A 23,703-nucleotide genomic window follows, 5' to 3' on the forward strand; every position below is an offset into this window, starting at 1 on the left:
GATGACCAAGCAGGCCGCTGCCGACACGATCCGCTCCGACGCCGAGCGCCTGATCGCGCTCTCCGAGCAGCTCCACGCCAACCCCGAGCTCGGCTGGGAGGAGCACAGGTCCTCGCGGTGGGTCGCCGAGGCCCTCGCCGAGGTGGGCTACGACGTCACGCCGGCCTACCTCGGCCTGGAGACGGCCTTCCACGCCACCATCGGCAGCGGCCCGTTCCGGCTCGGCCTGTGCGCCGAGTACGACGCCCTGCCGGGCCTGGGCCACGCGTGCGGCCACAACCTGATCTCCGCGATCACCGTCGGCACCGCCCGCGCGCTGGCCCCGCTCGCCGACGCCGCCGGCCTGACCATCGAGGTCTACGGGACCCCGGCCGAGGAGGGTGGCGGCGGCAAGATCGAGCTGCTCGAGCGCGGCGCCTTCGCCGGCCTCGACCTGGCGATGATGGCGCACCCGGCGCCGGTCGACGTCGCCGAGGCGGAGCCGTTCGCCGTGTCGCACTCGCACGTGGAGTACCGCGGCAAGGCGGCCCACGCCGCGGCGTACCCCGAGCAGGGCGTCAACGCCGCCGACGCGTTCACGATCGCCCAGGTGGCGATCGGCATGCTGCGCCAGCAGCTGCCGCCGTCGGTGCGCGTGCACGGTGTGATGACCAACGGGGGAGAGGCGCCCAACGCGATCCCGGCCCGCACCGAGGGCCGCTGGTACGTCCGCGCCGAGTCGCTGGCCCAGCTCGCCGAGACCGAGGACCGGGTCTGGAAGTGCTTCCAGGCCGGGGCGCTGGCCACCGGTGCGAGCCTCGAGGTCACCCCCGAGAGCAAGCCGTACGCCGAGTTCCGCACCTTCGCGCCGGCCCTGGAGGCCTACCGGCGCAATGCGCAGGAGCTCGGGCGCACCTTCGACGAGACCTCGCCCGCGCGCCGGATGAACCGTGCCTCGACCGACATGGGCAACGTCTCCCAGGTCGTCGACGCGATCCACCCCTACATCGGCATCAACTCGGGCACCGCGCTCAACCACCAGCCCGAGTTCGCCGCCCACTGCGTCGGCGGGGACGCCGAGAAGGCGCTCCTCGACGCGGCGACCGCGCTGGCGTGGACCGCGCTCGACGTGGCCGCGACGCGATGACGACCCGCACCGAGCACGACTCGCTCGGCCCGCACGAGGTCCCGGCCGCGGCGTACTGGGGCGTCCACACCGCCCGCGCGCTCGTGAACTTCCCCATCAGCGGTACGCCGGTCGGGAGCCACCGCGCGCTGGTCGCGGCCCTCGGCGCGGTCAAGCTGGCCGCGGCGCGGGCCAACCACGAGCTCGGCCTGCTCGACGAGCGCCGCTTCACGGCGATCGCCGCCGCGGCCGAGGAGCTGCGCGTCGGCACGCTCGACGACCAGATGGTCGTCGACGTGATCCAGGGCGGTGCCGGCACCTCGACCAACATGAACGCCAACGAGGTGATCGCCAACCGCGCGCTGGAGCTGCTCGGCCTGCCGCGCGGCGCCTACGACGAGGTGCACCCGCTCGACCACGTCAACCGCTGCCAGTCGACCAACGACGTCTACCCGACCGCCGTGCGGATCGCGCTGCTCGCCGCGATCGACCGGCTGGAACGGTCGACCGCCGCCCTGGCCGAGGCGTTCGCCGCCCGCGCGACCCGGTTCCGCACGGTGGCGAAGGTCGGGCGGACCCAGCTGCAGGACGCCGTGCCGATGACGGTCGGGCAGGAGCTGGGGGCGTTCGCCGTCACCCTGCGCGAGGAGCTCGCCCGGCTCGCCGACTCCCGCTCGCTGCTGTGCGAGGTCAACCTCGGCGCCACCGCGATCGGGACCGGCATCACCGCCCACCCCGGCTACCGGCGCCGCGCGCTGTCGCACCTCGCCGAGATCACCGGCCGTCCGATCATCGCGGCCGGTGACCTGGTCGAGGCGACCAGCGACACCGGCGCCTTCGTGCAGGTCTCCGGCGTGCTCAAGCGGGTCGTGGTGAAGGCGTCGAAGATCTGCAACGACCTGCGCCTGCTGTCCTCCGGCCCGCAGGCCGGCTTCGGCGAGCTGCAGCTGCCGCCGCGCCAGGCCGGGTCGAGCATCATGCCCGGCAAGGTGAACCCGGTCATCCCCGAGATGGTCAACCAGGTCGCGTTCTGGGTCATCGGCACCGACACCACCGTCACCATGGCCGCCGAGGGCGGCCAGCTCCAGCTCAACGCCTTCGAGCCGGTCATCTGCCACGGCCTGCTCCAGGGCTTCGCGTGGACCGCGGCCGCCTTCGACGCGCTGCGCGAGCTGTGCGTCGCGGGCATCACGGTCGACGAGGAGCGGCTGGCGGCGAGTGCCGCGAGCAACGCCGGCCTGGCGACCGCGCTGACCCCGCTGATCGGCTACGCGGCGTCCGCCGAGATCGCCAAGGCGGCGCTCGGCGGCCGGGGCGACGTGCGCGCGCTCGCCCTCGCCGGCGGTGTCGACGCGGCCGAGCTCGACGAGCTGCTCCGGCCGGAGCGGCTCGCCAACCTCGACGGCTGAGCGCCGGGACCGGGAGGTACGGCAGGATGGCCGTCATGGCGGAGGTCGGCTTCACGCTCACGCAGCTGCGGTACTTCGCCGCGGCCGCGGAGCTGGGCTCGATGACCGCGGCCTCGAAGGAGCTGATGGTCTCCCAGTCGGCCGTCTCCACCGCGGTCGCCCAGCTGGAGAAGGAGCTCGGTGTCCAGCTGCTGCTGCGCCACCACGCCCGTGGCCTCACCCTGACCGCGGCCGGCGAGGCCTTCCAGCGCGAGCTGCGCAGCTACCTCGTCCACACCACCGAGCTCGCCGAGGTCGCCCGCTCGGCGGGCCAGGCGCTCACCGGCGACCTGACCGTCGGCTGCTTCACCACCCTGGGCCCGTTCGAGCTGCCGCGCCTGCTGGCCGCGTGCGAGGCCGACCACCCCGGCATCCGGATCTCGGTCGTCGAGGACGAGCACGCCGCGCTCAAGCAGGCGCTGCGCTCGGGGCGGTGCGAGCTCGCCCTGATGTACGGCTACGACCTCGACGACGACATCGACCACGTCCGGGTCGGCGGCGCGCCGCCGTACGTCCTGCTGCCGCGCGGCCACCGGCTCGCCCGGCGCAGGAAGGTCTCGTTGAGGGAGCTCGCCGACGAGCCGATGGTCCTGCTCGACCTGCCGCACAGCCGGCAGTACCTCGAGCGCCTGGTCGCCTCGGTCGGGGTGCGCCCGACCGTGCGGCACCGCACCTCCGGCTTCGAGACCGTGCGGGCGATGGTCGCCAACGGGCAGGGCTGGTCGGTCCTCAACCAGCGCCCGGCCAGCGACACGACCTACGACGGCGCCGAGGTCGTCACCCTCGAGATCGCCGACCCGGTCGAGCCGCTCGAGGTGGTCGTCGCCTCGATGAAGGACGTCCGGCTGACCGCCCGGGCTCAGGCGTTCGTGAGGTCGGCGGTCGGCGGCCGCCGCCGGCCCAGGGCGTAGAGCCCGAAGCCGGTCGCCAGCAGCAGCCCCAGCAGGATGCCGATCCGCTGGCCGAACTGCGCCGGGTGCGCGGCGTCGAGGGCCGCGTAGACGGCGAGGTGGTCACCGACGTACCAGAGCAGGTACGCCGTCGGCGGCGCCAGCCAGCTCAACGGGTGCCACCAGCGCACTGCGTGGTGGTTGCGGCCCACCAGGACGAAGTCGAGCACGACCAGCGACGGCGTCACGACGTGCTCGAGCAGCGACCAGGCGTGCCACAGGTTGCCGTTCTGCATCGGCACGTAGGCGAGGGCGACGAGCACCATCAGCGTGGTCAGCGCGCCGCGCAGCCAGGGGGAGCGGGGCTCACGGACGGCCAGGCCCAGGAAGCACACCGCCACGGCGAGGTTGGAGAGCTGGGACAGCGCGGTCCACCACACGTCGTACTCCTGCGCGGCGAGGCCCACCCCGGTCGCCGCGCTGCCGGCGACGAGCAGGCGCCAGAGCGCGACAGGGGCCGTGTTCACCGGGGAATGGTGTCACGTTCACCATGCGTTCACCCCGTGAACACGGCCCCTGGCCCAAGCGCTTCAGGCCCTCGCGGCCGTGGCGTGACGGGCGTCGGACGCCGTGGTGGGGCTGCTCCGGCGGCGGACCGCCTCGGCGACGACCAGCACCACCAGGTTCGGCGCGAGCGCGATCAGGCCGGAGTCCCAGCTGCCGATCGGGACCTCGAAGAAGGTGATCCAGGCGACCGTCACGACGCCGACGACCATGCCCAGCAGCACGGGCACCGCGCCCACGGTGACCTTGCGACGCAGCCCGATCAGGGTCGCCGGAGCCATCTGGGTGAGTCCGCCGTAGGTGAGCAGCAGCAGCGAGGCGATGTCGGAGTTCGCCAGGCCGAAGCCGAGGGACAGCACGATCGCGCCGATCACGAAGACCGTGTTGAGCCGGAACCGGAGCGACTCGCGCACCGGCACCAGGTTGGTGGACACGAGCGAGGAGATGCCCATCGCGATCGCTGCCGCGGGAACCATGGCGGCGGAGGCGCCGGCGATGGCGACGACGGCCACCAGCCACGACGGCAGGGTCGCGTTGGCGGTGTCGAGCAGCACGTGGTTGCCGGTCGTGTCGGGCGCGAGCGCCTGGGTGGCGGTGAGCCCGACGATGATCGGGGCGAAGAGCATCAGCTGGTAGAGCGCGAGCCACTTGTAGTTGCTGCGCAGCACCTCGCCGGACTTCGCTGCGAGGACCGGCGGCCACAGGTGGGGGAAGGTGTTGAGGCCGGCGCCGATGCTGGTGACGACCACGGCGGTCAGGAAGAACGTCGAGTCCCAGCCGGGCTGGCTGAAGTCGAGCAGCTGCGGTCCCACGCTGTGGATGTGTGCGAAGGTGTCGGGGATGCCGGCGATGCCGAACACGGCACCACCCAGCACGATCAGCAGCGCGGCGATCATCAAGACGTCCTTGACCACGGCGACCCGGGCGATGCCGCGGATCCCGGACCAGACCACGAAGACCACGACGAGCAGGCTCGCGACCACCATGGACAGGCCGCGTCCCGCCTCGCTCCCCGTCGCGAGCTCGACGATGAGGCCCAGGCCGGTGATCTGCAGCTGCAGGTAGGGCAGCAGGAAGATCGCGCCGACCAGGGCGGACACCTTGCCGAGGGCCGGGCTGTTGAACCGGTCGGTGAAGAAGTCCGCCTGCGTGAGGTAGCCGCGCTCCTCGCCGAGCTGCCTGATCCGGGGAGCGACGAAGTAGAGGCCGATCGAGCAGATCGAGAGGTAGGCGAGGGCGAAGACACCCACCACCCCGCCCCCGAAGGCGATGCCGGCGAGGCCGAGGAAGCTGAACGTCGTCAGCGAGTCGCCGGCCTGGAGGAACCACGAGGTCCAGCGCGGGAAGCCACGACCGCTGACGGTCCAGTCGGCCATGGTGGTGCTGCGCCGCCCGCTCATGCCGAGGGCGCCGAGAGCGACGATGCCGATGATGATGGCGGTGGTGAGGATCATCGCTGCTCCTCCTCGTGGCGGGCGTCCGACGCGGCGAGCTCGGCGGCGTCGACCGCCGCCCCGCCGTCGCGGCGGTAGCTCGCCTCGACGACCTGGAGGGCGACGACGGTGCCGACGACGCACAGGGCGGTCCAGACGAGGACCGACGGCAGGCCGAACCACAGGTGGGGGCCGTTGACGAACGGCAGCAGCGGTGTGGCGAGGAAGCCGACGACCGGTACGGCGGCGATCGCGAGCCGCCGGGGGCTGGCGAGGGTGGGGATGGACGGGGTCACGAGAGGTCCTCCGGGAGGCGAGGGGTGCAACGGCCGTGGCCGGTCGCTGCTTCGAATGTTGCGGCGATGGAGAGCAGGGTGGAGTCGGTGCGGGCCCGGGTGACGACCTGGAGGCCGACCGGGAGCCCGTCGGGCGTGAACCCCGCGGGCACCGAGATCGCGGGCACGCCCAGGGGGGTGAGCAGGTAGCTGGCGCGCATCCAGTCGAGGTAGGTCTGCTGGGCCGTGCCCTCGATGTCGGTGGGCCACGCCTGCTCGACGGGGAAGGGGGCGACCTGGCTGACCGGGGCGAGCAGGACGTCGTACTCGTCGAAGAAGCGGTGCGCGGCCCGCTGCAGCCGGGTGACCTCGGCGAACGCCTGCATGACGTCGCGGCCGGAGAGCCCCCGGCCCTGGCGGACGTTCCAGACCAGGTCGGGCTTGAGCACGTCGGGCTGCTCGTCGAGCAGGTGGCCCCACATCAGGTCGAACTCGGCGGCGCGCAGCGTGCGGAAGGCGTCGTCGGAGCCGTCGAGGTCGAGGCAGGCGTCCTCGACGTGCGCGCCGAGCTCGCTGAAGACCTTGACCGCCGGCTCGAGCACGTCGAGCACCTGGCGCTCCACCGGGACCCGGCCACCGAGCGTGGGCGCCCACGCGACGCGCAGTCCCCGCAGGTCGGCCGACGCCACCGGTGCGGAGCCGGGACGCTCGCCGTGGTGGGAGAGCGGGTCGTCGCGGTGGGGACCGGCCAGCACGGAGAGCAGCAGGGCGGTGTCGTCGACGGTGCGGCCCATCGGTCCGGAGACGGCCAGCGGGGTGAAGACGACCCCGGTGGTGGGCTCGGGCACCAGGCCCGGCGTCGGGCGCAGGCCGACCACGTTGCACATCGCGGCCGGGTTGCGCAACGACCCACCCATGTCGCTGCCGTCGGCGACCGGCTGGAAGCGCGCGGCCAGTGCCGCTGCCGCGCCACCGCTGCTGCCACCTGCCGTACGGCCGAGCGCGTAGGGGTTGTGGGTGGCGCCGAAGACCTCGTTGAACGTGTGGGAGCCGGCCGCGAACTCCGGCACGTTGGTCTTGCCCACGCGCACCGCACCGGCAGCCTGGATCCGGCGCACGACCTCGTCGTCGGCCGTCGGGACGTTGTCGGCGTGCAGCGGGGAGCCGTACGTCGTGCGCAGGCCGGCCGTGGCGTGCGTGTCCTTGAACGAGATCGGCATGCCGTGCAGCGGTGCCAGGGGAATGCCTGCCGCGCGGCGCCGCGCGGCCTCGGCGTCGGCCGCCGCGGCCGCGCGCTCGGCGCCGTCGCGGTCGAGGGTCACGATCGCGTTGACCACCGGGTTGTGCCGGTCGATCCGCTCGAGGTGGGCCGCCAGCACCTCCCGCGCGGAGAACGCGCCCTGCTGCTGGCCCTCGACCAGCTCGCGGGCGGTGGCTTCGGTCAGGTCGTCGACCACGGGACTCCTCCAGAGGTGCTCGAACGGCGGGCCGGATCACCGGGTGACTCAGGCCACACTGTTGTTTGAGCCACAGTCTTTGCCATGATGGCGATTCAGGTCAATAGATCCTGTGAAAAGAATGAAATGAGACAAATGGAGAGGGATTCGTGAACAGGCGAGCCGCCCTGCCCGGTTCGCGGGGGCGGGTGCCGGATACTGGCCCGGTGTCGAGTGCCCCCCTGGACCCGTTGTCGCAGCGGATCGTCGGCGCCCTGCAGGTCGACGGGCGCGCGTCCTGGCGCAAGATCGCCGAGGTCCTCGACGAGCCCGTGCGCACCGTCGCCCGACGCGGCGCGGCGCTGCTGGAGGAACGCACCGTCCAGGTCGTCGGACTCCCGAACACCGACCCGACCCACCTGCTGCGGATCCGTTGTCGTGCCGGTGCCACCGCGACCGTGGCGGGCGCGGTGGCGTCTCGTCGCGACACCGTCTTCGTCTACGCCCTCGGCCGGGCCCCCGAGATCGTCGTCGAGGTGATGACGCCCTACGCGACCCTCGCGGCGCTGGTGCTCGACGAGCTGCCCGCCCTCGACGGGGTCGAGGAGGTGCAGGTCGACCCGGCGCTGCTGTACTTCCGCACGATCGCGGAGTGGCTGCCCGGGCTCCTGAGCGCCGAGGAGATAGCCGGCCTCGGCGGGGTCCCGACCGCGGGGCCGTTCTCGCCGGAGACGGACTTCCGTCTCGACGACGCCGAGCGCACCCTGCTCGACGTGCTCGCCAGGGACGGACGGACCCCGCTGCAGGAGATCGCGGAGCTGCTGGGCTGCTCGGACGCGACGGCGCGACGACGCGTCGAGCAGCTCGTGGAGCGCGGGGTGCTGCGGATCCGCGCCGTCGTCGAGCCTGCACTCCTCGGCCTGCCCGTGGAGACCCTGCTGCGCGTGCGTGTCCACCCGACGAAGGTCGACGCGGTCGGTCGTGCCCTCGTCGGGTCGCCGCTCGTGCGCTACTGCGCGTTCGTCGCCGGCGAGGACCAGCTCCTCGTCGACGTGACGACCCCCGACGTCGACGGGCTCCGGGCACTGCTGGCCGACCCGACCTGGATCGGCGGCGCCGACCAGGTCGCCGCCACCCCGCTCCTGCGTGCCTACAAGCGCGGCGGCGTCCTCGTCGACCCATCGGTAGGGTCCTCGCATGAGCGCTGACTGGCGGGCCGACACCGTCGAGAAGATCCGGTCCCTGATCGTGGCGGCGGAACCCGCCGTGGTCGAGGAGGCCAAGTGGAGGAAGGCCTCCAACCCCGACGGTGTGCCGACCTTCTCCGCCGACGGGCTGATCTGCACCGTCGAGACCTACAAGGACAAGGTCAAGACCACGTTCGCCAAGGGCGCCTCGCTCGAGGACCCGACCGGGATCTTCAACGCCAGCCTGGACGCCGGCACCCGCCGAGCGGTCGACGTGTTCGAGGGCGAGGTCATCGACGAGGACGCGTTCATCGCCCTGGTTCGCGAGGCCGTCGCGCTCAACCGCGGCTGACCCCCCGCATGCACTTCGTCGGGATCGACCTCGCCTGGGGCGACCGAAGGCCCACCGGGCTCGCTGTCGTCGACGGCGACGGCACCCTGGTGGCGGTCGCTGCCGTGCAGGACGACGACGAGATCGTCGCCGCGCTGGCGCCGTACGTCGAAGGGGAGTGCCTGGTCGCGATCGACGCGCCGATCGTCGTGCCCAACGCCACGGGGAACCGGCCGGCGGAGGCAGCACTCAACAAGGACTTCGCCCGCTTCGACGCCGGCGCGCACCCGTCCAACACCGGCAAGCCGGAGTTCCGCGACCAGCCCCGCGCCGCCCGGGTGGCGGCCCGGCTCGGGCTGGACATCAACCCGCGTTCGCGGCGACCTCGCCGGGCGATCGAGGTCTACCCGCACCCCGCGACCGTCGCGCTGTTCCGGCTCGGCCGCACGCTGAAGTACAAGGACAAGGCCGGGCGCGACCTCGAGCAGCTGCGCGCCGAGCTGGTCGTGCTGATCGGCCTGGTCGAGGGCCTCGCCGCCGCCGAGCCGCCGCTGCACGTCGCCGTGCTGCCGGCCTGGCAGGAGCTGCGAGCCGCGGCCGAGACGGCGACCCGCAAGAGCGAGCTGCGCGTCGTCGAGGACCAGGTCGACGCCGTCGTGTGCGCCTACATCGGCCTGTTCGCCGAGCGCCGGCCCGAGCACACCACGACGTACGGCGACCTGGAGACCGGCTACATCGTGACGCCGACGCTCCCGCCCGACCTCGAGCCCACCCCGCGCCCGCGCCGCGGCGCACCGCCGCTCGACGTCGGCTCCGCCGTACGCCGCTACGCCGAGCTGCAGCCGGGCCTGCGCCCCGTCACCGAGGGCTTCGTGGCGCTGGTGACCTCGATCCTCGACGAGGCCGGCATCAACTACCTGACCGTCACCGGCCGCACGAAGTCGGTCTCGTCCTTCGCGGCGAAGGCGGCCCGCACCGTCGACGGGCGTCCGCTCTACACCGACCCGCTGCACGAGATCACCGACCAGGTCGGCGTCCGCGTCATCACCTACGTCCACAGCGACGTCCAGGCCGTCGTCGACCTCCTCGACGACCAGGTCGTCGTCCACGACGACCGCGACCTCGGGCAGGAGACCGCGAGCGAGGGGCGGTTCGGGTACTCCAGCCGACACCTCGTCGTCGGGCTCGAGCCCGGCTCCGACGGACCGCTGCAGGGTCACCAGGCGGCGATCCAGATCCGCACCGTGCTCCAGCACGCGTGGGCGGAGTTCGAGCACGACATCCGTTACAAGGGCAGCGTCCCGCCCGAGCACGTCCTCGAGCTGGACCGCCGCTTCACCCTCGCCGCCGGTCTCCTCGAGCTCGCCGATCGCGAGTTCTCGACCATCCGCGACCTGCTGCAGGGCCCCGTGGGGCCGGCCACCAGCGGCGAGGACGAGCCGTTCGACGAGGACGACCCGCGGATCAGCCCGCGCGAGCTGGCGGCCTTCCTCGCCGGCCAGTACGCCGACGCCGGCTGGTCGCGCACCGACCACTACGCGTGGATCTCCGCGCTGCTCCTCGAGCTCGGCATCACCTCGCTCGCCGCGCTCGGCGAGACCCTCCGCTCCGTCGACGAGGACGCCCTGCGCGAGCGGATGGGCTACCGCTACCCACCGGGCGCCGTCCGCCGCCTCGACGACGCGCTGCTGTGGGCCCACGGAGACAGGTACGCCGACCTGCGCGGCAACGCGCACCGTGCGGCTGCCCTCCGGGCCAGGTGGGCGAAGATGCGCGGTGAGGACTGACCGTCCGGCCGCGGCTCAGCGCTCGGCCGCCAGCCCGGCGGCCGTGAACCGCGCGAGCTCGTCGACGAACACCGGGTCGAGCCCGGCGGGGCCGATCTTGCCCTCCGGCTTGCCCTGGTCGGCCCCGGCGAGCGAGGCGAGCATCGAGAACATCGCGATGCCGAGCCGGAACCGGACCGCCGTGCTCTCGTAGTCGCGCAGTGCCCGCACGGCCGCGGCGTGGAAGAGCTCGGACGCGCTGGGCTCGCCGTCGTCGAGGTCGGCCCACGCGGCCGCACGGTGGTTGGCGAGCTGGGTGATCAGCTTCATCCACGACAGGCCCGCCTTCGGGTCGGCCGCGATCATGGCCACCATCGGGAGCAGGACGGCGTCGACCACGTCGCGCGTCGTCACCGGCTCGGTGCGCTCGACGAGCGCGGCGAGACCGGAGCGCATGCTGCGGGTCAACGGCTCGCCGCGGCGGGCGACGACCGCGTCGACCAGGTCCTGGCGCCGGGGGAAGTGGTAGAGCACCCCGGCCGACGACACGCCCGCGGCGCGGCCGATGGCCCGCAGCGAGTCGGTCCCGACGCCGTTGGCGGCGAACAGCTCCTCGGCCGTGTCGAGCAGCCGGGCCCGCACGTCGACGTCGGTCCGCGGCCCCGGACGGCTCGCTCCCGCCGTCATTCCGCGACCCTTGACAGCAATCTGATCACTTGCTCAGATTACGCCATGTCGAGCACCTCCGACCAGCAGCCCGAGCAGCTCAACGAGCTGGGCTACTACGCCGTGACCCACCACCCCGCCGACGCCCGGGTCCTGTTCCCGGAGGCGACCGCCGCGGCGCGGCTGGGCCTCGGCTCCTGCCACATCAGCGAGCGGTTCACGGTCAAGGAGGCGGGCTCCCTGGCTGGGGGCGTCGCCGGCCGGGCCCCGTCGCTGGGGATCGCGAGTGCCGCGATCAACCACCACACCCGGCACCCGATGATCACGGCGACCCTCGGCTCGACGCTGCACCAGATGACCGAGGGGCGTTACGCCATGGCCTTCGGCCGCGGCGCCGCCCAGCACTGGCGGGCGATCGGCCTGCCGGTGGTCACCGAGGCCGCGCTGCGCGACTTCCTGGGCCTGCTGCGCCAGGTCTGGCGGGACGGCTACGCACTGGACCACGACGGCCCGGCCGGCTCCTGGCCCGTCGTGCACAACCAGAGCGGGCTGGGCGAGGGACCGCCGCTCGGCCTGGTCGCGGTCGGGCCGCGGACCATGGAGCTTGCGGGGGAGACCTGCGACTTCGTCATCATGCACACCTTCTTCGGCGAGCAGGCGACCCGCTCCTCGATCGAGGCCGTGCGCCGCGGCGCCGAGCGAGCCGGCCGCGACCCCGACGCGATCCGGATCTGGTCCTGCCTCGCCACCGTCCCCGACGGCCTGTCCGACGACGACGGGGTACGCCGTGGCGTGGGCCGCCTGGTCACCTACCTGCAGGCGTACGGCGACGTGCTGGTCGCGGTCAACGGCTGGGACCCGGCGGCGTGGGAGCGACTGCGCACCGCCCAGGTCTACGTCGACGCAGCGGCCGCGGGCGCCATCGACGCGAGCGCCGACGCGCAGACCCTCCACCGGATCGCGGAGCTGGTCCCGGCGGAGTGGCTCGCGGCCTCGGCGCACGGGACCGCGGACCAGGCGGCGGCGACGATCGTCCGCGAGCTCGAGCTCGGCTGCCACTCCGTGATCCTGCACGGAGCCGAGCCGGACGAGCTGGCGCCCATCGTCGAGGCCTACCGGGCTGTTCGTCCGACGCCGGCCCGCCGCGTCGCCACCAACCCGGGCCGGTTCCTCTAGGGATGGCCTAGGGTCGGGCGGGTCATGGCCCGCGACCTCTACGTCCTCGAGATGGACGACATGCAGCAGTCGGCGGTCGACCTCGCCGACCCGACCCGGCTGGTCTTCGACTACGTCCGCCGGATCGGCGACCTCCTCGACGTGATGCCGCCCGGTCCGCTGCGGGTGCTGCACGTCGGCGGCGCGGCGATGACCCTGCCGCGCTACGTCGCCGCCACCCGTCCCCGCTCGCCGCAGGTCGTGCTGGAGCCCGCTGTCGAGGTCATCGAGCGCGTTCGTGCGCAGGCGCCGCTGCCGCCGCGCAGCGGCATCAAGGTGCGCCCGGTCGACGGCGAGACCGGGATCCTCGCGGTGCGCGACGACTCGCAGGACGTGGTCGTCCTCGATGCCTTCGCCGGCGGGAAGGTGCCCGGGTCGCTGACCTCGGCAGGCTTCGTCGAGCAGGTCGCACGGGTGCTGGCGCCGGGCGGGATGTTCGTCGCGAACCTGGTGGACCGGCCGCCGTACCCACGGGTGCGGGCGTTCGTCGCCGCCGTCCGCGCGCTCGGTGACGTCGTGATCGGCGCGGAGCCCGCGACCCTCAAGGGCCGCCGTGAGGGCAACCTGGTCGTCGCCAGCGGTGCGGTCCCGGCGGGTGCGTTCGGGGCACCGTCGCCGCTGGAGTACCGGGTGTTCCAGGGCCGTGCGGTGACCGACGCCTTCGGCGGCGGCCACCGCACGTGATGCTCAGCCGTTGAGTGCCCGGAACTCCGTCCAGATCGCGGCGCACTCCTCGCGCCCCTCGGCCAGGTGCACCAGGTCCATCGTGCTGGTGTCGCTGCCGTCGAGGTAGCGGCGTAGGTGCGTGTCCGAGAAGCCGTTGCTCGCCGCGTCGTCGCGCGTCGAGGCGTAGTAGCACTCGGTGATGCCGGCCCACATCATCACGGCCACGCACATCGGGCACGGCTCGCAGGTGGCGTACATGACCATGCCCGACAGGTCGAGCGTGCCGAGCCTGCGGCAGGCCTCGCGCACGGCGACCATCTCGGCGTGACCCGAGGGGTCGGTGTCCTTCAGGACCGTGTTGCCGACGCTGACGACGACCTCGCCGTCGTGGACGAGCGTGGCGCCGAACGGGCCGCCCGTGCCGGCTCGCATGCCCTCGAGGGTGATGTCGGCGGCCTGGGCGAACCAGGCGTCGACCTGCTCGGGAGTCGGAGTCGTCATGAGGTCGCCTCTCGCGTGCTGAGGATCGTCAGTGTGTAGCCGACGAAGCCGATGAGCAGGCCGGAGAAGAACGCCAGGTTCTTGACGTCGACGAGGAAGTCGATCTCCTCGAGCCCGGGGAGCGTGCCGGCCATCGTGAACACGAAGCTGACCACCAGCACGCCGATGGCACGCCAGTTGTAGGCCACCTGTGGCGACCTCGGGTCCGCGTAGATGTCGTCGAGGTCGACGGTGCGCCTGCGCTCCACGAAGTACGACGCCAGCATGATCCCGGCGATCGGGCCGAACATCGAGCCGATGAACGAGTAGAACAGGAACAGCGCGTCGGTCGCCTCGAGGAACTTCCACGGCAGGAACAACGTGCCCACCACCGCGGTGATGATCGCGCCCTTGCGCACCGTGAACCGCGAGGGCCACTCGGCGGTGAGCTGCAGGCCCGCCGGCAGCATGTTGCCGAACACGCAGAACGCGGTCATGCCGACGTTCATCGACAAGATCAGCAGCACCACGACGAACGGGTTGCCGATCGAGTTGATCGCGTCCACGAAGATCGTCGGCCGGTTGACGTCGAAGTCGCCGTGCGTGCTCACGCTGAGCGAGGCCATGAAGGAGACCGTCACCAGCGCGAACAGCAGGTAGGACGCGATGACGCCGACCGGGAAGCCGAGGGCCGGAGCCTTCGTGGAGGTCGCGTTGCGGGTGTAGTCGCCGGTGTTGACGATCGGGCCGGCCCAGTTGGACACCAGCGCCGCGACGCAGCCGACGAACACCAGCGGCGTCACCTCGGACTGCACGGGGTGCAGCTCGAAGACGTCGGAGAAGCTGCCGACGTTCCTGACGGCCAGCACGACGCCGACGACGATCAGGACGTAGACCGCCGGGTTCGCCCAGGTGCTGAACGTCCCGAGGAACCTCTGCCCCGCGAGGAACAGTGCCACCGTGATCGCCCACATCAGCAGGTACGAGATCGCCGTCGGGACGGCGAGCCCGAGGACCGAGCCGTCGAGGTCGGCGTACCCGGGGAAGACCTTGTCCATCACGACGTCCAGCGCCTGTGCGCTGGAGACCGTCGACAGGCCGAAGAACACGATGCCCGCCACCGTGCCGCGGATCGCGGCCGGGATCAGCGCGCCCCGGGAGCCGAACGAGTCGCGCAGCAGCATCGCGAACGGTACGCCGTACCGCGCCGAGGCCTGGCCGTTGAGGACGTAGCCGGCCGACACGATGACCGCGCTGAGCAGGATCGCGGCCACCACCTGCCTCGCCGAGAGGCCGAGCGCGAAGAAGCCGACGACCGTGAAGTAGGACAAGATGTTGTGGATCGGTCCCATCCACACGGTGACGAACTGCGGCGTCGACCAGGTCCGGTCCTGCGGACGGACCGGGAGGACGTCCTCGGCGTAGCCGCGGGCGGCGTACGTCGCGACCGCCTCGGCTCCCGGGTCGACCAGGTCGTGGAGGCTAGAGGTCGGGGACATGCCACCCCGTCCCCTCAGGCACCGATCGTCTCGGCGAGCGTGACGACGGCCTGCTGGAAGGCCTCCAGCGGCGGGTGCACGATGCCGGCGCCGATCATGCCGATGCCCGGGTCCTTGTGGGCGATGGCGGTGTTGATCAGCGGCAGGATGCCGGTCTCGATGACCTTGCGGACGTCGATGCCGGTCGGCACGCCCATGAAGTCCAGCGCCGGGATGGTGACGTTGGGGTTGTTGGTCGTGGTGATGGCGTTCATCGTCCTCGAGTAGCCCATCGCCTCCTGCACCGTGCCGCCGACGAGGGCGACGATCGCGGGGGCTGCTGCCATCGCGAAGCCGCCGATGCCGAAGGTCTCGGTGATGGCCGAGTCGCCCATGTCGAGGCCGGAGTCGGCGGGGGTGTAGCCGGCGAACATCGGGCCGACGACCTGCTGCGCGGGACCGGTGAACCACTGGTCGCCGGTGCCCGAGACGCGGATGCCGAAGTCGACGCCGTTGCGGCACATGGCCGTGACGACCGTCGAGCTCTCGATGCCCGCAGCGGCGTCCATCGCGGCCTTGGCGGTGACCATCCAGGTCGGCCCGGAGAAGTAGTCCGAGGACGCGACGAAGTCGAACACCTCGCGCTTCTCCCTGGTCGTGAAGTCGGTCTCGAGGATGTACGGCGCGAGCGCCTGGATCAGCAGCGTCGTACCGGCCACGTTGCGGTTGTGCGCCTCGTCGCCCATGTGCAGCGCCTGCGAGAGCAGCAGGCGCAGGTCGAGTCCACCCTCGTTGAGCTCCATCGCGCCGGCCAGGATCGGGCCGAGGACGTCGCGCATCCAGGTGAGGCGGTCGATGACCGACTGGTCGTTGGCGCCGAACCGCAGGATCTTGGACAGCTGCTCGGACAGGTTCGTGTAGGCGGTGTTCCCGTGGGTGCGGTTGGTGACCTTGTGGACCCACATGCTGGCGCTGGTGACACCGGCCATCGAGCCGACCGACTGGTGCTCGTGACAGGGGGAGAAGGTGATCTCGCCCGAGCCCGCCAGCTCGCCTGCCTCGTCGAGGTCCTTGGCGAGGCCCTCGAAGACCAGAGCGCCGGTGACCGCGCCCTTCATCGGGCCCGACATCCGCTCCCAGCTGATCGGGGGACCGGCGTGCAGGATGGTCGTCCTGGTCATCCCGGGCACGGTGTCGATCGCCTGGCCGAAGCCCTCGAGGAAGGGCTGGGCGGCGAGGACGCGGCTGACGGCCTCCTCGTTGGCGGCGTCGATCCTCTCGGCCAGCTCGGGACGCTCGAGGCGGCCGAGGGCCGCGATGATCTCCGGGTCGCCGCCGCCCGGCGGGGTCCAGTCCATCCGGACCGGCGCCACGCCCTGGGCGGTGAGGTCCTCGGCGAACATGTCGAGACCGAGGTTGACCGGCTTGAGGCCGGTCGAGAACAGGCTGTTGATGCTCATCAGTGGTCACCCTTCGCAACGAATTCGCGGGCCAGCAGGCCGAGGTTGGTGGAGGAGGAGGCGATGGTCACGCCGGCGGCCTCGAGCTGCGCCACCTGGCCGGCGATGGCCGGGGCGTCGAGGTCGGTGCCGAGGACGTAGCCGAGGATCTCCAGGTGCTGGCCCCGTGCGGCAGCCCTGGCCTTGGCCTCCTCGATGGCGGGGATGGTCACGCCGACCGGGTCCTCGTGGGAGCCGAAGCCGAGGATGAAGTCCATCGCGATGACGCCGACCTCCGGGTCGTCGGCCTCCTGGAGGAGGCGCTGCAGGCGCAGCGACGGGTCGATCATCGGGTGCGGGCGGCCGTCGGTGAAGTCGTCGTCGCCCATGTCGAGGAAGGTGTGCTCCTTCGACGGGTCGGTGGCGCCGAGGACGTACGACGGGTCCTTCTGGATGTTCGAGTAGACGTTGTCGAACGTCGCGAGCGCCGCGAACATCGCCTCGTCGCACAGGGTGCCGCCGCAGAACAGGCCGCGGACGTACCTCTGCTCGGGAGCCAGCTTGGCGCGGACCTCCTCGATCAGCGCGATGTTGAGGGCGTGCAGGTCCAGGGTGGACTCGTCGACGCCGGTGGCGAGGACGGCGGCCAGTGCGGCGGGCTTGGTGCCCGACACCAGCTGCACGTTCGGGTGGCCCGACGCGGTGCGCGACGAGCCGAGGAAGCAGACCACGGCCGGCTTGCCGGTCGCGCCGAGGACACCGAGCACCCTCTCGGCGACGTCCTCCGCCGGGGGCTTGGAGACGACCACGATGACCTCGGTCTCCGGGTCGGCCGCGAGGGCCTCGATGCCGTCGAGCATCATCAGGCCGCCGACCTCGGCCGACAGGTCGCGACCGCCGGTGCCGATCAGCTGCGAGACGCCGCCACCGAAGTCGTGCACCCGGACCGAGATCTCCTGGCTGCCGGTGCCCGACGCGCCGACGATGCCGATCGAGCCACGGCGCACGGCGTTCGAGAACGCCAGGCCGGTGCCGTTGATGATCGCCGTGCCGCAGTCGGGACCCATCAGCAGCAGCCCCTTCTCGTGGGCCAGCGTCTTGAGCTCGATCTCGTCCTCGACCGACACGTTGTCGGAGAAGATCATCACGTGCCTGCCGGCGACGAGCGCCTTGCGGGCCTCGCGGGCCGCGAAGGCGCCGTTGACGGAGATCAGCACGAGGTTGCTGTCCGGCACCTCGGAGAACGCGCCGTCGAGGGTGCGGTAGCGGACCTCGGTGGCGCCCTCGGCGGGGCTGTTCTTGCGGGCGAGGATGTCGTTGACGGCCTGGACCGCGTCCTCGATGAGGTCGTCTGCGGCGTCGATGACGATCATCAGGTCGCTCGGCCTCGCGGCGTCGATGGCGGGGTCGTCGACGCCGACGTTGGCGAGGACCTCCTTGTTCATCGGCGTGGCCATGCCCAGCAGGGCCTGGGTGACGCCCTCGACGGCGTTGGCCCTGGTGCTCATCGACATGAGCGAGACCGAGTCGAGGTAGGTGTTCTTGCGGATGTCGATGTACCTGGTCATCTCAGGTCCCTTTCAGAGGTAGCGCTCGATCACGGCGGCGAGGTCGTCGAACCCGCGCTTGCGCGCCAGGTCGAGGGGCGTGACACCCCACTCGTCCGTCATGCCGGGCTTCGCGCCGTGCTCGAGCAGCAGCTCCGCGGTCTGCTGGCGGACCGGGCCGCCGTCGCCGAGGATGATCGTCTCGATCAGCGCGGTCCACCCGAGCGTGTTGGTCAGGTTGACGTTGATGTCGGTGTTCTCGAGCAGGTAGCGGACGATCTCGAGGTGGCCCTTCTCGGCGGCCGGGGTGAGGCCGTTGCCGCCGAAGCGGGTGAGGCGCTTCAGGTCGGTGCCCGCCTCGACCATGATCTTCACGAGCTCGAGGTCGTCGTGGATGCAGCCGTGGATGAACGGGTTGAAGCAGGTCTGGTCCTGCGCGTCGATGTCGACGCCCTCGCCGATCAGGAAGCGCACCACGTCGTGGTGCCCGGCCCGGGCCGCCGCCAGGACGGCACTCGCCTCCTCCCGGTCCACGGCGTCCTTGTCGGCGCCGTCGGCGAGGGCGGCGCGCACGCCGTCCAGGTCGCCGGCCGCCGCGGCGGCGAGGTACCGCTCGTCGGCTGAGGGTGTGGTCACGAGATCTCCTTCGAGTGGGTGGGATCCGCGAGGCGGTCCGCCTCGCGCAGGTCTGCCTCGAGCTCGAGCCCGAGGCGGAAGCCGGTGAGGATGTCGGCCCCCGAGGTGTGGCCGACGGCCCGCACCCGCAGCACGGCGTCGACCAGGGCGGGGGTGGTGCCGGCCGCGCTGAGCGCCGAGACGAGGACGTGGATCCGCTGGCGGCCGCGCCCGGCGAGCGCCTCGGTCAGGGTGGCCGCGCTGACCGCGGTGGTGCGCTCCTCCAGGGGAGCACCACCGAGGACCCCCTCGGCCAGGGCCGGCCGGACCCGCTCGAGCAGCATCCCGCCGGCCGCGGCGAGCACGGCGAGGCCGGTCAGCACGTCGTCGCCGCTGGGGGTCAGCCCGGAGCCGAGGCCGACCAGGCGGGCCGCGGCGGCGGCGACCGCGTCCGGGTCGCCGCCACGGACGGCGTCGGCCAGGACCGTCGTGCGGCGGGCGAGCTCCTCGGCGCTGAGGACGTCGAACGGAGTGAGGTCGGCCGGCGGCAGCAGGTGCCGCTCGATGGTGGCGGCCGCCGCCCGGAGGTCCCCGGGGGCCAGCACGGCCAGGGCGGTCGGGTCGGCGGGGGAGGGCTGCCAGCGCGCGGCACCGGCAAGGACGACGGTCGTGCCGTCGTACTCGTGGGTCAGGGCGGGACCGAACCGGATCGGGTCGTCGAGGTGCCAGTCGATCCGCGCCCAGTCGGCGGCGGCGATCCGGACGGTGCGCGGCGCGTCGTCGAGCTCGTCGCTCGACAGGCAGCAGAGCAGGCCGTCGGGCGTGCGCACGTTGACGACCTTCGCGTGCACGGAGTGGACGGCGCCACTGCGCCCGTCGGTGGGGAGCCCGTCCGCGAGCAGGGCGTCGACGGAGACGGCGTCGACCAGCCGTACCGCGTGCTGTCCGGCAGTCGCCACCACCCGGGACTCCTTCGTCTGGGCTTCGTGAGGGGTTCTGTGAGCGGGCTCTCCCATCTCCAGGTGATGGTATACCATTCTTTGAAATGGTATACCAGCGTGTACCCCATCGAGCAGGAGGAAGTTCATGCGAGTCGTAGTGGCACTGGGCGGCAACGCCCTCGCGCGTCGGGGCGAGCCGATGACGGCGGAGTACCTGCGGGCCAACGTCCGCTCCACGTGCCAGGCGCTCGCCGAGCTGGCCCGCACCACCGAGCTGGTCATCACCCACGGCAACGGACCGCAGGTCGGCCTGCTCGCCCTGCAGAACCTGGCCTACCAGGACGTCGCGGCGTACCCGCTCGACATCCTCGGCGCCGAGACCCAGGGCATGATCGGCTACGTCGTGCAGCAGGAGCTGTCCAACGCCGTCAAGGGCGAGCGCGAGGTCGCCGGCATCATCACGACCACCGTCGTCTCCGAGGACGACCCGGCCTTCGACCGGCCCACCAAGCTGATCGGCCCGCAGTACTCCGCGCACGACGCCGCGGAGGCCGCGGCCGAGTACCGCTGGACCATCGCCAAGGACGGCAACGCCTTCCGCCGCGTCGTCCCGTCGCCGCAGCCCCTCGCCATCGTCCAGGCGCCGCTCATCCGGCGCCTGCTCGAGGGCGGCACGCTGTGCGTGTGCGTCGGTGGCGGCGGCGTGCCGGTCCGCCTGGACCGCAAGGGCCGCCACGTCGGCGTCCAGGCCGTCGTCGACAAGGACCAGGCCAGCGCCGCGCTCGCTGCCGAGATCGGTGCCGACGTGCTCATCATGCTGACCGACGGCGACTACGTCAGCGAGAACTGGGGCACCCCGCAGCAGCGTGACATCGTCACCGCCTCGGCCGACGCGATCGCGGAGCTGGCCTTCGCCGAGGGCTCGATGCAGCCCAAGGTGGACGCCGCGATCCGGGTCGCCCGTGCCGGCGGCCGGGTCCTGATCGGTCCGCTCGACCGGCTCGACGACCTCCTCGCCCGCAAGGTCGGCACCGAGATCGTGCCGACCCTCGACGAGGGCATCGTCTTCCTGGAGCGCGAGCCCGCCGCCTGACGGTCAGTCCGCCGGGGTCGACCTGCGTACGCCGGGCAGCACCTGCTCGCCGTAGAACTCGATCATCTCCCGGTAGTACGGGCCCATGGTGGAGACGTACACCTCGTCGTACCCGGCCTCGGCGTAGGCCCGCACCGCTGCGACGTGCTCGCCGACGGCGGACCCGGCGACCACGCTGTCGGCGGTGGCCTCCTTCGTGACCAGCTGCGATGCCTGCTCGAAGTGCCGCGGCGAGGGGAGCACCTGGGCGAGCTCGCCGGGGAGACCGGCGTTGGCCCACAGCCGGTGGGCGTGCTCGACGCCTTCCTCCGTGCTGGGTGCGAAGGCCACCTTGAGCCCGGCTGCGGTCGGCCGGCCGCCGGACTCCTCGGTGAACAGCTCGCGGAGCTCGGCGCCGGGGGCGGTGTTGACGTAGCCGTCCGCGATCTCGGCGGCGACCCGGGTGGCCTTCTCGCCGAAGCCCGACATCCAGATCTCCGGCGGCGTGCCGGGCAGCGTCCACAGCCGGGCGTCGTCCACCGTGAACCACCGGCCCCGGTGGTCGACGGTCGCGCCGGTCCACAGGGCCCGGATCAGGCCGACCGCCTCGCGCAGCATCTCGATGCGTACGTCGAACGAGGGCCACACCTCGCCGGTGAGGTGCTCGTTGAGCGCCTCACCCGTGCCCACCCCGAGCCGGAAGCCGGGGTTGAGCACGGCGCAGGTCGCGGCCGCGTGGGCGACCATCAGCGGGCTCTGCCGTCCGATGGGACAGGTCACCGCGGTCATGATGGGAAGGGCGGTGACCTGGGCGATCGCCCCGATCATCGGCCAGACCATCGGGCTCTGGCCCTGCGTCGAGTTCCACGGCTGGATGTGGTCGCTGATCCACAGCCCGTCGAACCCGGCGTCCTCGGCGGCGAGCGCCTGCTCGACGAGCTGGGCCGGCGTGTACTCCTCGCTGGAGAGGAAGTAGCCGATCCTCATCTCACGACTCCGCCTCTGCCTCGAGGGTCTCCTTGAGCTCGTCCTTGCTCATCGACGACGTCCCGGAGACACCGGCGTTGGCGGCCTGCTGGTCGAGCTCGGCCCTGGTGATGTCGCCCGGCTGCTCGCCGAGGTGCTCCTCGCGGGCGGCGAGGAACGCCTCGCCCAGCTCGGCTCGGCGGGCCTCGTCCAGCCGCTCGCGCATGCCGGGCAGGACGGTCTGCTCCTCCTCCTCGACGTGGTGGCTGACCGCGTCGACCAGCTCCTGCAGCGCGGCCTCGAAGTCCGGGGAGGAGGGGTCGGTCTCGGACAGGGCGAGCGCGAGCTGGTCGGCCTCGAGGTGCTCCTTCTGGCTGTGCTCGACGTCGTCGGCTCCGCCGGCCTCGCGGGCCGCCGGGTAGACCTCCGACTCCTCGGCCCGGCTGTGCGCCGTGAGCAGGGTGGTCATCACCGGCACGAGCGCGGCGCGCTTCTCGGGCTCGTTGAGGAGGGTGTCGAAGAGCTTCTCGAGCTCGCGGTGGTCGTTCATGATGAGGTCGACGACGTCCTTGCTCATGGGGTGCTCCTCGCGTGGGTCCGTGGGTCCGTGGGCCCTGACCGGGCCCGCGGGAGCCGTACCCGTGAACCCGCTGCCGATACGGCGGGCGAGGGTCAGGCCTGTGACTCCTCCCACCGTCGGTGCGCCGCGAGGACCGTGCTCCACAGCCGGTCGCGTTCGGCGGGGGTCAGGTCGTCGAGCGGGAGGTCGAACACGTCGGCCAGCAGGGCGAACCAGGTGCCCCGGTCGGTGACCGGCGCATCGGTGCGGGCGCCCTCGCCGATCCGGCTGGGCACCAGGCCGCGCACGACGTCGACCCCGGTCGCGTCGCGCCGCTCGACCACCGCCACCTGCACGAAGCCCGAGTCGGCGGACGTCGAGAGCCGTTGGTGCTGGGCGAGGAAGTCCTCCACCCGGGCGGCGCCGGTCGTCCAGGACATGCCGGTGAACCCGCCCGCCGGGTCGTGGCCCAGGTGCCAGCGCGTCCCGTCGGCCGACTCCTCGAGCGTGAGGTCGAAGGGCGCCTGCCGGTGGGCTCCGGCGACGAGCGGCAGCGGGTCGTGCAGGGCGTCGCCGAGCCCGCTGTCGACGTACCAGGTGCCGGTGGGGTTGTCCTCGGTCGGGAGGCCGGTGACGCTCAGCGCCAGGTGGTTGCCGACGACGGTGGGGTTCGCCCCGTCCGGGCCGTGCACACCGCCGACGTGGGCGGTCGTGGCATAGCCGAGCGAGGTGAGCAGCAGCCCGAGCGCGCCGTTGAGGTGGTAGCAGTAGCCGCCGCGTCGCTCGTGCGCGATCCGGCGGGCGGCCGTGTGCGGGTCGATGTCCCAGGCCTGGCCGGCGTGGATCCACAGCGTCTCGTAGGGGACCCGCTCGGCGTGCCGCCGCACGATCCGCTGCAGGGCCGCGGCCGAGGGCGGTTCGGCGGCGACCCCGAGGCGGTCGAGGTAGGCCTGCTGGAGCCGGGGGTCCAGCCTGTCGGTGAACACCCCGGCATTGTGCAGGCTCAGGCCATCTCGGGCACGTGCAGGTGCGCGTAGGCGAGGTCGAACTCGTGCACCTCGACCACCACGCCGGAGGCCTCCTGCGCCGTGCGGTTGCGCATCTCGTCGGCCATCGTGCGGCTCGCGACCATCGCGTCGTGCGACTCCCAGGCCGTCGTCGCGCAGCCCAGGCCGGTGGCCCGGTCGACGAGCAGGCTGGCACTGCAGAAGCCGTCCATCTCGTCCAGGCGGGGGAGAAGCGCGACCCGGAAGGTCTCGGTCATCGTGTCGAGGTCGCCCTCGAGCCAGCTGACCCGGCAGCACGCACCGTGGTGGCTGCGGTGCATGGCGACGATCTCCCAGCTGTCGACCTGCATCGAGGCACCGAGCACGTCGCGGCCGCGGTCGCGCATCGGCCGCAGCAGCGCGTCGCTGGCGGTCATCGCCTCCTCGGTCTGCCACGAGCTGGTGGCGATGCAGTACCCGGTCGCGCGGTCGACCAGCAGCGAGAGCCCGAGGCAGCCCTCCATCCGGCCGAGCATCGGTGCTGCCTCGTCCTCGACGAACTTGATGCCCGCGTCGATGTTGGCGGGGTTGCCGTGGAACGTGCTCGAACGTGCGTACACGACCCACTCCTCTCAGGG

General features: G+C 72.2%; 24 protein-coding genes. 9 read left to right on the top strand and 15 right to left on the bottom strand.

The features are described 5' to 3' along the window. Position 1: 1 nt before the first annotated feature. The 3 genes from BJ958_RS04080 to BJ958_RS04090 are packed head-to-tail and all read left to right on the top strand — an operon-like array spanning position 2 to position 3,464. Entirely contained in the window at positions 2-1,126 is a 1,125-nt protein-coding gene (locus BJ958_RS04080; RefSeq protein WP_179725661.1) for a M20 family metallopeptidase, read from the top strand. After that, a complete protein-coding gene (locus tag BJ958_RS04085; protein ID WP_179725662.1) occupies positions 1,123-2,514 on the top strand; it encodes an aspartate ammonia-lyase in 1,392 nt (463 codons plus the stop codon). Before BJ958_RS04080 ends, BJ958_RS04085 begins: the two co-directional genes overlap by 4 nt. A gap of 35 nt (positions 2,515-2,549) precedes the next feature. After that, complete coding sequence (locus BJ958_RS04090; protein ID WP_179725663.1) at positions 2,550-3,464, top strand: LysR family transcriptional regulator; 915 nt, start codon at positions 2,550-2,552, stop codon at positions 3,462-3,464. Here BJ958_RS04090 and BJ958_RS04095 read toward each other — a convergent pair. From BJ958_RS04095 to BJ958_RS04110, 4 genes are all read right to left on the bottom strand, one after another. Continuing rightward, complete coding sequence (locus BJ958_RS04095) at positions 3,413-3,970, bottom strand: hypothetical protein (protein WP_179725664.1); 558 nt, start codon at positions 3,968-3,970, stop codon at positions 3,413-3,415. The genes BJ958_RS04090 and BJ958_RS04095 overlap by 52 nt on opposite strands. Positions 3,971-4,033: 63 nt before the next feature. Next, positions 4,034-5,461 (bottom strand): sodium:solute symporter family protein, encoded by a 1,428-nt coding sequence (locus BJ958_RS04100; RefSeq protein WP_179725665.1) that lies wholly within the window; start codon positions 5,459-5,461, stop codon positions 4,034-4,036. After that, positions 5,458-5,736: a hypothetical protein gene (locus BJ958_RS04105; protein ID WP_179725666.1), complete on the bottom strand. Its 279-nt coding sequence runs from the start codon at positions 5,734-5,736 to the stop codon at positions 5,458-5,460. The genes BJ958_RS04100 and BJ958_RS04105 overlap by 4 nt, the downstream gene beginning before the upstream one ends. Beyond that, the gene (locus BJ958_RS04110) at positions 5,733-7,172 is read right to left on the bottom strand and encodes an amidase (protein ID WP_179725667.1); all 1,440 of its coding nucleotides are present in this window, start codon (positions 7,170-7,172) and stop codon (positions 5,733-5,735) included. Before BJ958_RS04110 ends, BJ958_RS04105 begins: the two co-directional genes overlap by 4 nt. Before the next feature lie 206 nt (positions 7,173-7,378). On the opposite strand from BJ958_RS04110, the gene BJ958_RS04115 reads away from it, so the two are divergent. The 3 genes from BJ958_RS04115 to BJ958_RS04125 are packed head-to-tail and all read left to right on the top strand — an operon-like array spanning position 7,379 to position 10,456. Continuing rightward, positions 7,379-8,359: an AsnC family transcriptional regulator gene (locus BJ958_RS04115; protein ID WP_179725668.1), complete on the top strand. Its 981-nt coding sequence runs from the start codon at positions 7,379-7,381 to the stop codon at positions 8,357-8,359. Then, positions 8,349-8,690, top strand: coding sequence for a DUF1801 domain-containing protein (locus BJ958_RS04120; RefSeq protein WP_179725669.1), 342 nt, complete (start codon positions 8,349-8,351; stop codon positions 8,688-8,690). Before BJ958_RS04115 ends, BJ958_RS04120 begins: the two co-directional genes overlap by 11 nt. Before the next feature lie 8 nt (positions 8,691-8,698). Continuing rightward, on the top strand, positions 8,699-10,456 hold the full coding sequence (locus tag BJ958_RS04125) for a DUF429 domain-containing protein (protein ID WP_179725670.1): 1,758 nt from the start codon (positions 8,699-8,701) through the stop codon (positions 10,454-10,456). Positions 10,457-10,471: 15 nt separating this feature from the next. On the opposite strand, the gene BJ958_RS04130 is transcribed toward BJ958_RS04125, so the two are convergent. Then, positions 10,472-11,122, bottom strand: a complete 651-nt coding sequence (locus BJ958_RS04130) for a TetR/AcrR family transcriptional regulator (protein ID WP_179725671.1) — start codon at positions 11,120-11,122, stop codon at positions 10,472-10,474. A gap of 45 nt (positions 11,123-11,167) precedes the next feature. On the opposite strand from BJ958_RS04130, the gene BJ958_RS04135 reads away from it, so the two are divergent. Both BJ958_RS04135 and BJ958_RS04140 read left to right on the top strand, forming a co-directional pair. Then, complete coding sequence (locus BJ958_RS04135) at positions 11,168-12,277, top strand: TIGR03857 family LLM class F420-dependent oxidoreductase (RefSeq protein WP_179725672.1); 1,110 nt, start codon at positions 11,168-11,170, stop codon at positions 12,275-12,277. Positions 12,278-12,301: 24 nt separating this feature from the next. After that, complete coding sequence (locus BJ958_RS04140; protein ID WP_179725673.1) at positions 12,302-13,000, top strand: spermidine synthase; 699 nt, start codon at positions 12,302-12,304, stop codon at positions 12,998-13,000. Positions 13,001-13,003: 3 nt separating this feature from the next. Here the strand turns inward: BJ958_RS04140 and BJ958_RS04145 are convergent, their stop codons facing one another. The 6 genes from BJ958_RS04145 to BJ958_RS04170 are packed head-to-tail and all read right to left on the bottom strand — an operon-like array spanning position 13,004 to position 19,503. Continuing rightward, positions 13,004-13,483 carry a nucleoside deaminase gene (locus tag BJ958_RS04145; protein ID WP_179725674.1) on the bottom strand — a complete coding sequence of 160 codons (480 nt, stop codon included), beginning with the start codon at positions 13,481-13,483 and terminating at the stop codon, positions 13,004-13,006. Continuing rightward, positions 13,480-14,961, bottom strand: a complete 1,482-nt coding sequence (locus BJ958_RS04150; protein WP_179725675.1) for a cytosine permease — start codon at positions 14,959-14,961, stop codon at positions 13,480-13,482. Before BJ958_RS04150 ends, BJ958_RS04145 begins: the two co-directional genes overlap by 4 nt. 14 nt (positions 14,962-14,975) lie before the next feature. Continuing rightward, the gene (locus tag BJ958_RS04155) at positions 14,976-16,400 is read right to left on the bottom strand and encodes a YlbE family protein (protein ID WP_218865590.1); all 1,425 of its coding nucleotides are present in this window, start codon (positions 16,398-16,400) and stop codon (positions 14,976-14,978) included. After that, positions 16,400-17,947 carry an acyl-CoA synthetase FdrA gene (gene fdrA / locus BJ958_RS04160; protein ID WP_179725676.1) on the bottom strand — a complete coding sequence of 516 codons (1,548 nt, stop codon included), beginning with the start codon at positions 17,945-17,947 and terminating at the stop codon, positions 16,400-16,402. The genes BJ958_RS04155 and fdrA overlap by 1 nt, the downstream gene beginning before the upstream one ends. A gap of 12 nt (positions 17,948-17,959) precedes the next feature. Continuing rightward, entirely contained in the window at positions 17,960-18,562 is a 603-nt protein-coding gene (locus tag BJ958_RS04165; RefSeq protein WP_179725677.1) for an ankyrin repeat domain-containing protein, read from the bottom strand. Beyond that, positions 18,559-19,503 (bottom strand): oxamate carbamoyltransferase subunit AllH family protein, encoded by a 945-nt coding sequence (locus BJ958_RS04170; RefSeq protein WP_179725678.1) that lies wholly within the window; start codon positions 19,501-19,503, stop codon positions 18,559-18,561. Before BJ958_RS04170 ends, BJ958_RS04165 begins: the two co-directional genes overlap by 4 nt. Before the next feature lie 124 nt (positions 19,504-19,627). Between BJ958_RS04170 and BJ958_RS04175 the strand changes: the two genes are divergently transcribed. Further along, a complete protein-coding gene (locus BJ958_RS04175; RefSeq protein ID WP_179725679.1) occupies positions 19,628-20,575 on the top strand; it encodes a carbamate kinase in 948 nt (315 codons plus the stop codon). Between the two features lie 3 nt (positions 20,576-20,578). On the opposite strand, the gene BJ958_RS04180 is transcribed toward BJ958_RS04175, so the two are convergent. The 4 genes from BJ958_RS04180 to BJ958_RS04195 form a co-directional block, all read right to left on the bottom strand. Next, positions 20,579-21,541: a TIGR03557 family F420-dependent LLM class oxidoreductase gene (locus tag BJ958_RS04180; RefSeq protein WP_179725680.1), complete on the bottom strand. Its 963-nt coding sequence runs from the start codon at positions 21,539-21,541 to the stop codon at positions 20,579-20,581. Between the two features lies 1 nt (position 21,542). Beyond that, positions 21,543-22,097, bottom strand: coding sequence for a hemerythrin domain-containing protein (locus BJ958_RS04185; RefSeq protein ID WP_179725681.1), 555 nt, complete (start codon positions 22,095-22,097; stop codon positions 21,543-21,545). 95 nt (positions 22,098-22,192) lie between these two features. Continuing rightward, on the bottom strand, positions 22,193-23,065 hold the full coding sequence (locus BJ958_RS04190; protein WP_218865592.1) for an arylamine N-acetyltransferase: 873 nt from the start codon (positions 23,063-23,065) through the stop codon (positions 22,193-22,195). A 17-nt stretch (positions 23,066-23,082) separates the two neighbouring features. Then, positions 23,083-23,685: a hypothetical protein gene (locus tag BJ958_RS04195; protein WP_179725682.1), complete on the bottom strand. Its 603-nt coding sequence runs from the start codon at positions 23,683-23,685 to the stop codon at positions 23,083-23,085. Positions 23,686-23,703: the final 18 nt, after the last annotated feature.

Source organism: Nocardioides kongjuensis (assembly GCF_013409625.1).
Taxonomy (GTDB): Bacteria; Actinomycetota; Actinomycetes; order Propionibacteriales; family Nocardioidaceae; genus Nocardioides; species Nocardioides kongjuensis.

Bases quoted from the DNA above. Each gene is read 5' to 3' on its own strand.
- BJ958_RS04080 (WP_179725661.1), top strand. From the start codon at position 2: ATGACCAAGCAGGCCGCTGCCGACACGATCCGCTCCGACGCCGAGCGC.
- BJ958_RS04085 (WP_179725662.1), top strand. From the start codon at position 1,123: ATGACGACCCGCACCGAGCACGACTCGCTCGGCCCGCACGAGGTCCCG.
- BJ958_RS04090 (WP_179725663.1), top strand. From the start codon at position 2,550: ATGGCGGAGGTCGGCTTCACGCTCACGCAGCTGCGGTACTTCGCCGCG.
- BJ958_RS04100 (WP_179725665.1), bottom strand. From the start codon at position 5,461: ATGATCCTCACCACCGCCATCATCATCGGCATCGTCGCTCTCGGCGCC.
- BJ958_RS04120 (WP_179725669.1), top strand. From the start codon at position 8,349: ATGAGCGCTGACTGGCGGGCCGACACCGTCGAGAAGATCCGGTCCCTG.
- BJ958_RS04125 (WP_179725670.1), top strand. From the start codon at position 8,699: ATGCACTTCGTCGGGATCGACCTCGCCTGGGGCGACCGAAGGCCCACC.
- BJ958_RS04130 (WP_179725671.1), bottom strand. From the start codon at position 11,122: ATGACGGCGGGAGCGAGCCGTCCGGGGCCGCGGACCGACGTCGACGTG.
- BJ958_RS04135 (WP_179725672.1), top strand. From the start codon at position 11,168: ATGTCGAGCACCTCCGACCAGCAGCCCGAGCAGCTCAACGAGCTGGGC.
- BJ958_RS04140 (WP_179725673.1), top strand. From the start codon at position 12,302: ATGGCCCGCGACCTCTACGTCCTCGAGATGGACGACATGCAGCAGTCG.
- BJ958_RS04145 (WP_179725674.1), bottom strand. From the start codon at position 13,483: ATGACGACTCCGACTCCCGAGCAGGTCGACGCCTGGTTCGCCCAGGCC.
- BJ958_RS04150 (WP_179725675.1), bottom strand. From the start codon at position 14,961: ATGTCCCCGACCTCTAGCCTCCACGACCTGGTCGACCCGGGAGCCGAG.
- BJ958_RS04155 (WP_218865590.1), bottom strand. From the start codon at position 16,400: ATGAGCATCAACAGCCTGTTCTCGACCGGCCTCAAGCCGGTCAACCTC.
- fdrA (WP_179725676.1), bottom strand. From the start codon at position 17,947: ATGACCAGGTACATCGACATCCGCAAGAACACCTACCTCGACTCGGTC.
- BJ958_RS04175 (WP_179725679.1), top strand. From the start codon at position 19,628: ATGCGAGTCGTAGTGGCACTGGGCGGCAACGCCCTCGCGCGTCGGGGC.
- BJ958_RS04180 (WP_179725680.1), bottom strand. From the start codon at position 21,541: ATGAGGATCGGCTACTTCCTCTCCAGCGAGGAGTACACGCCGGCCCAG.
- BJ958_RS04185 (WP_179725681.1), bottom strand. From the start codon at position 22,097: ATGAGCAAGGACGTCGTCGACCTCATCATGAACGACCACCGCGAGCTC.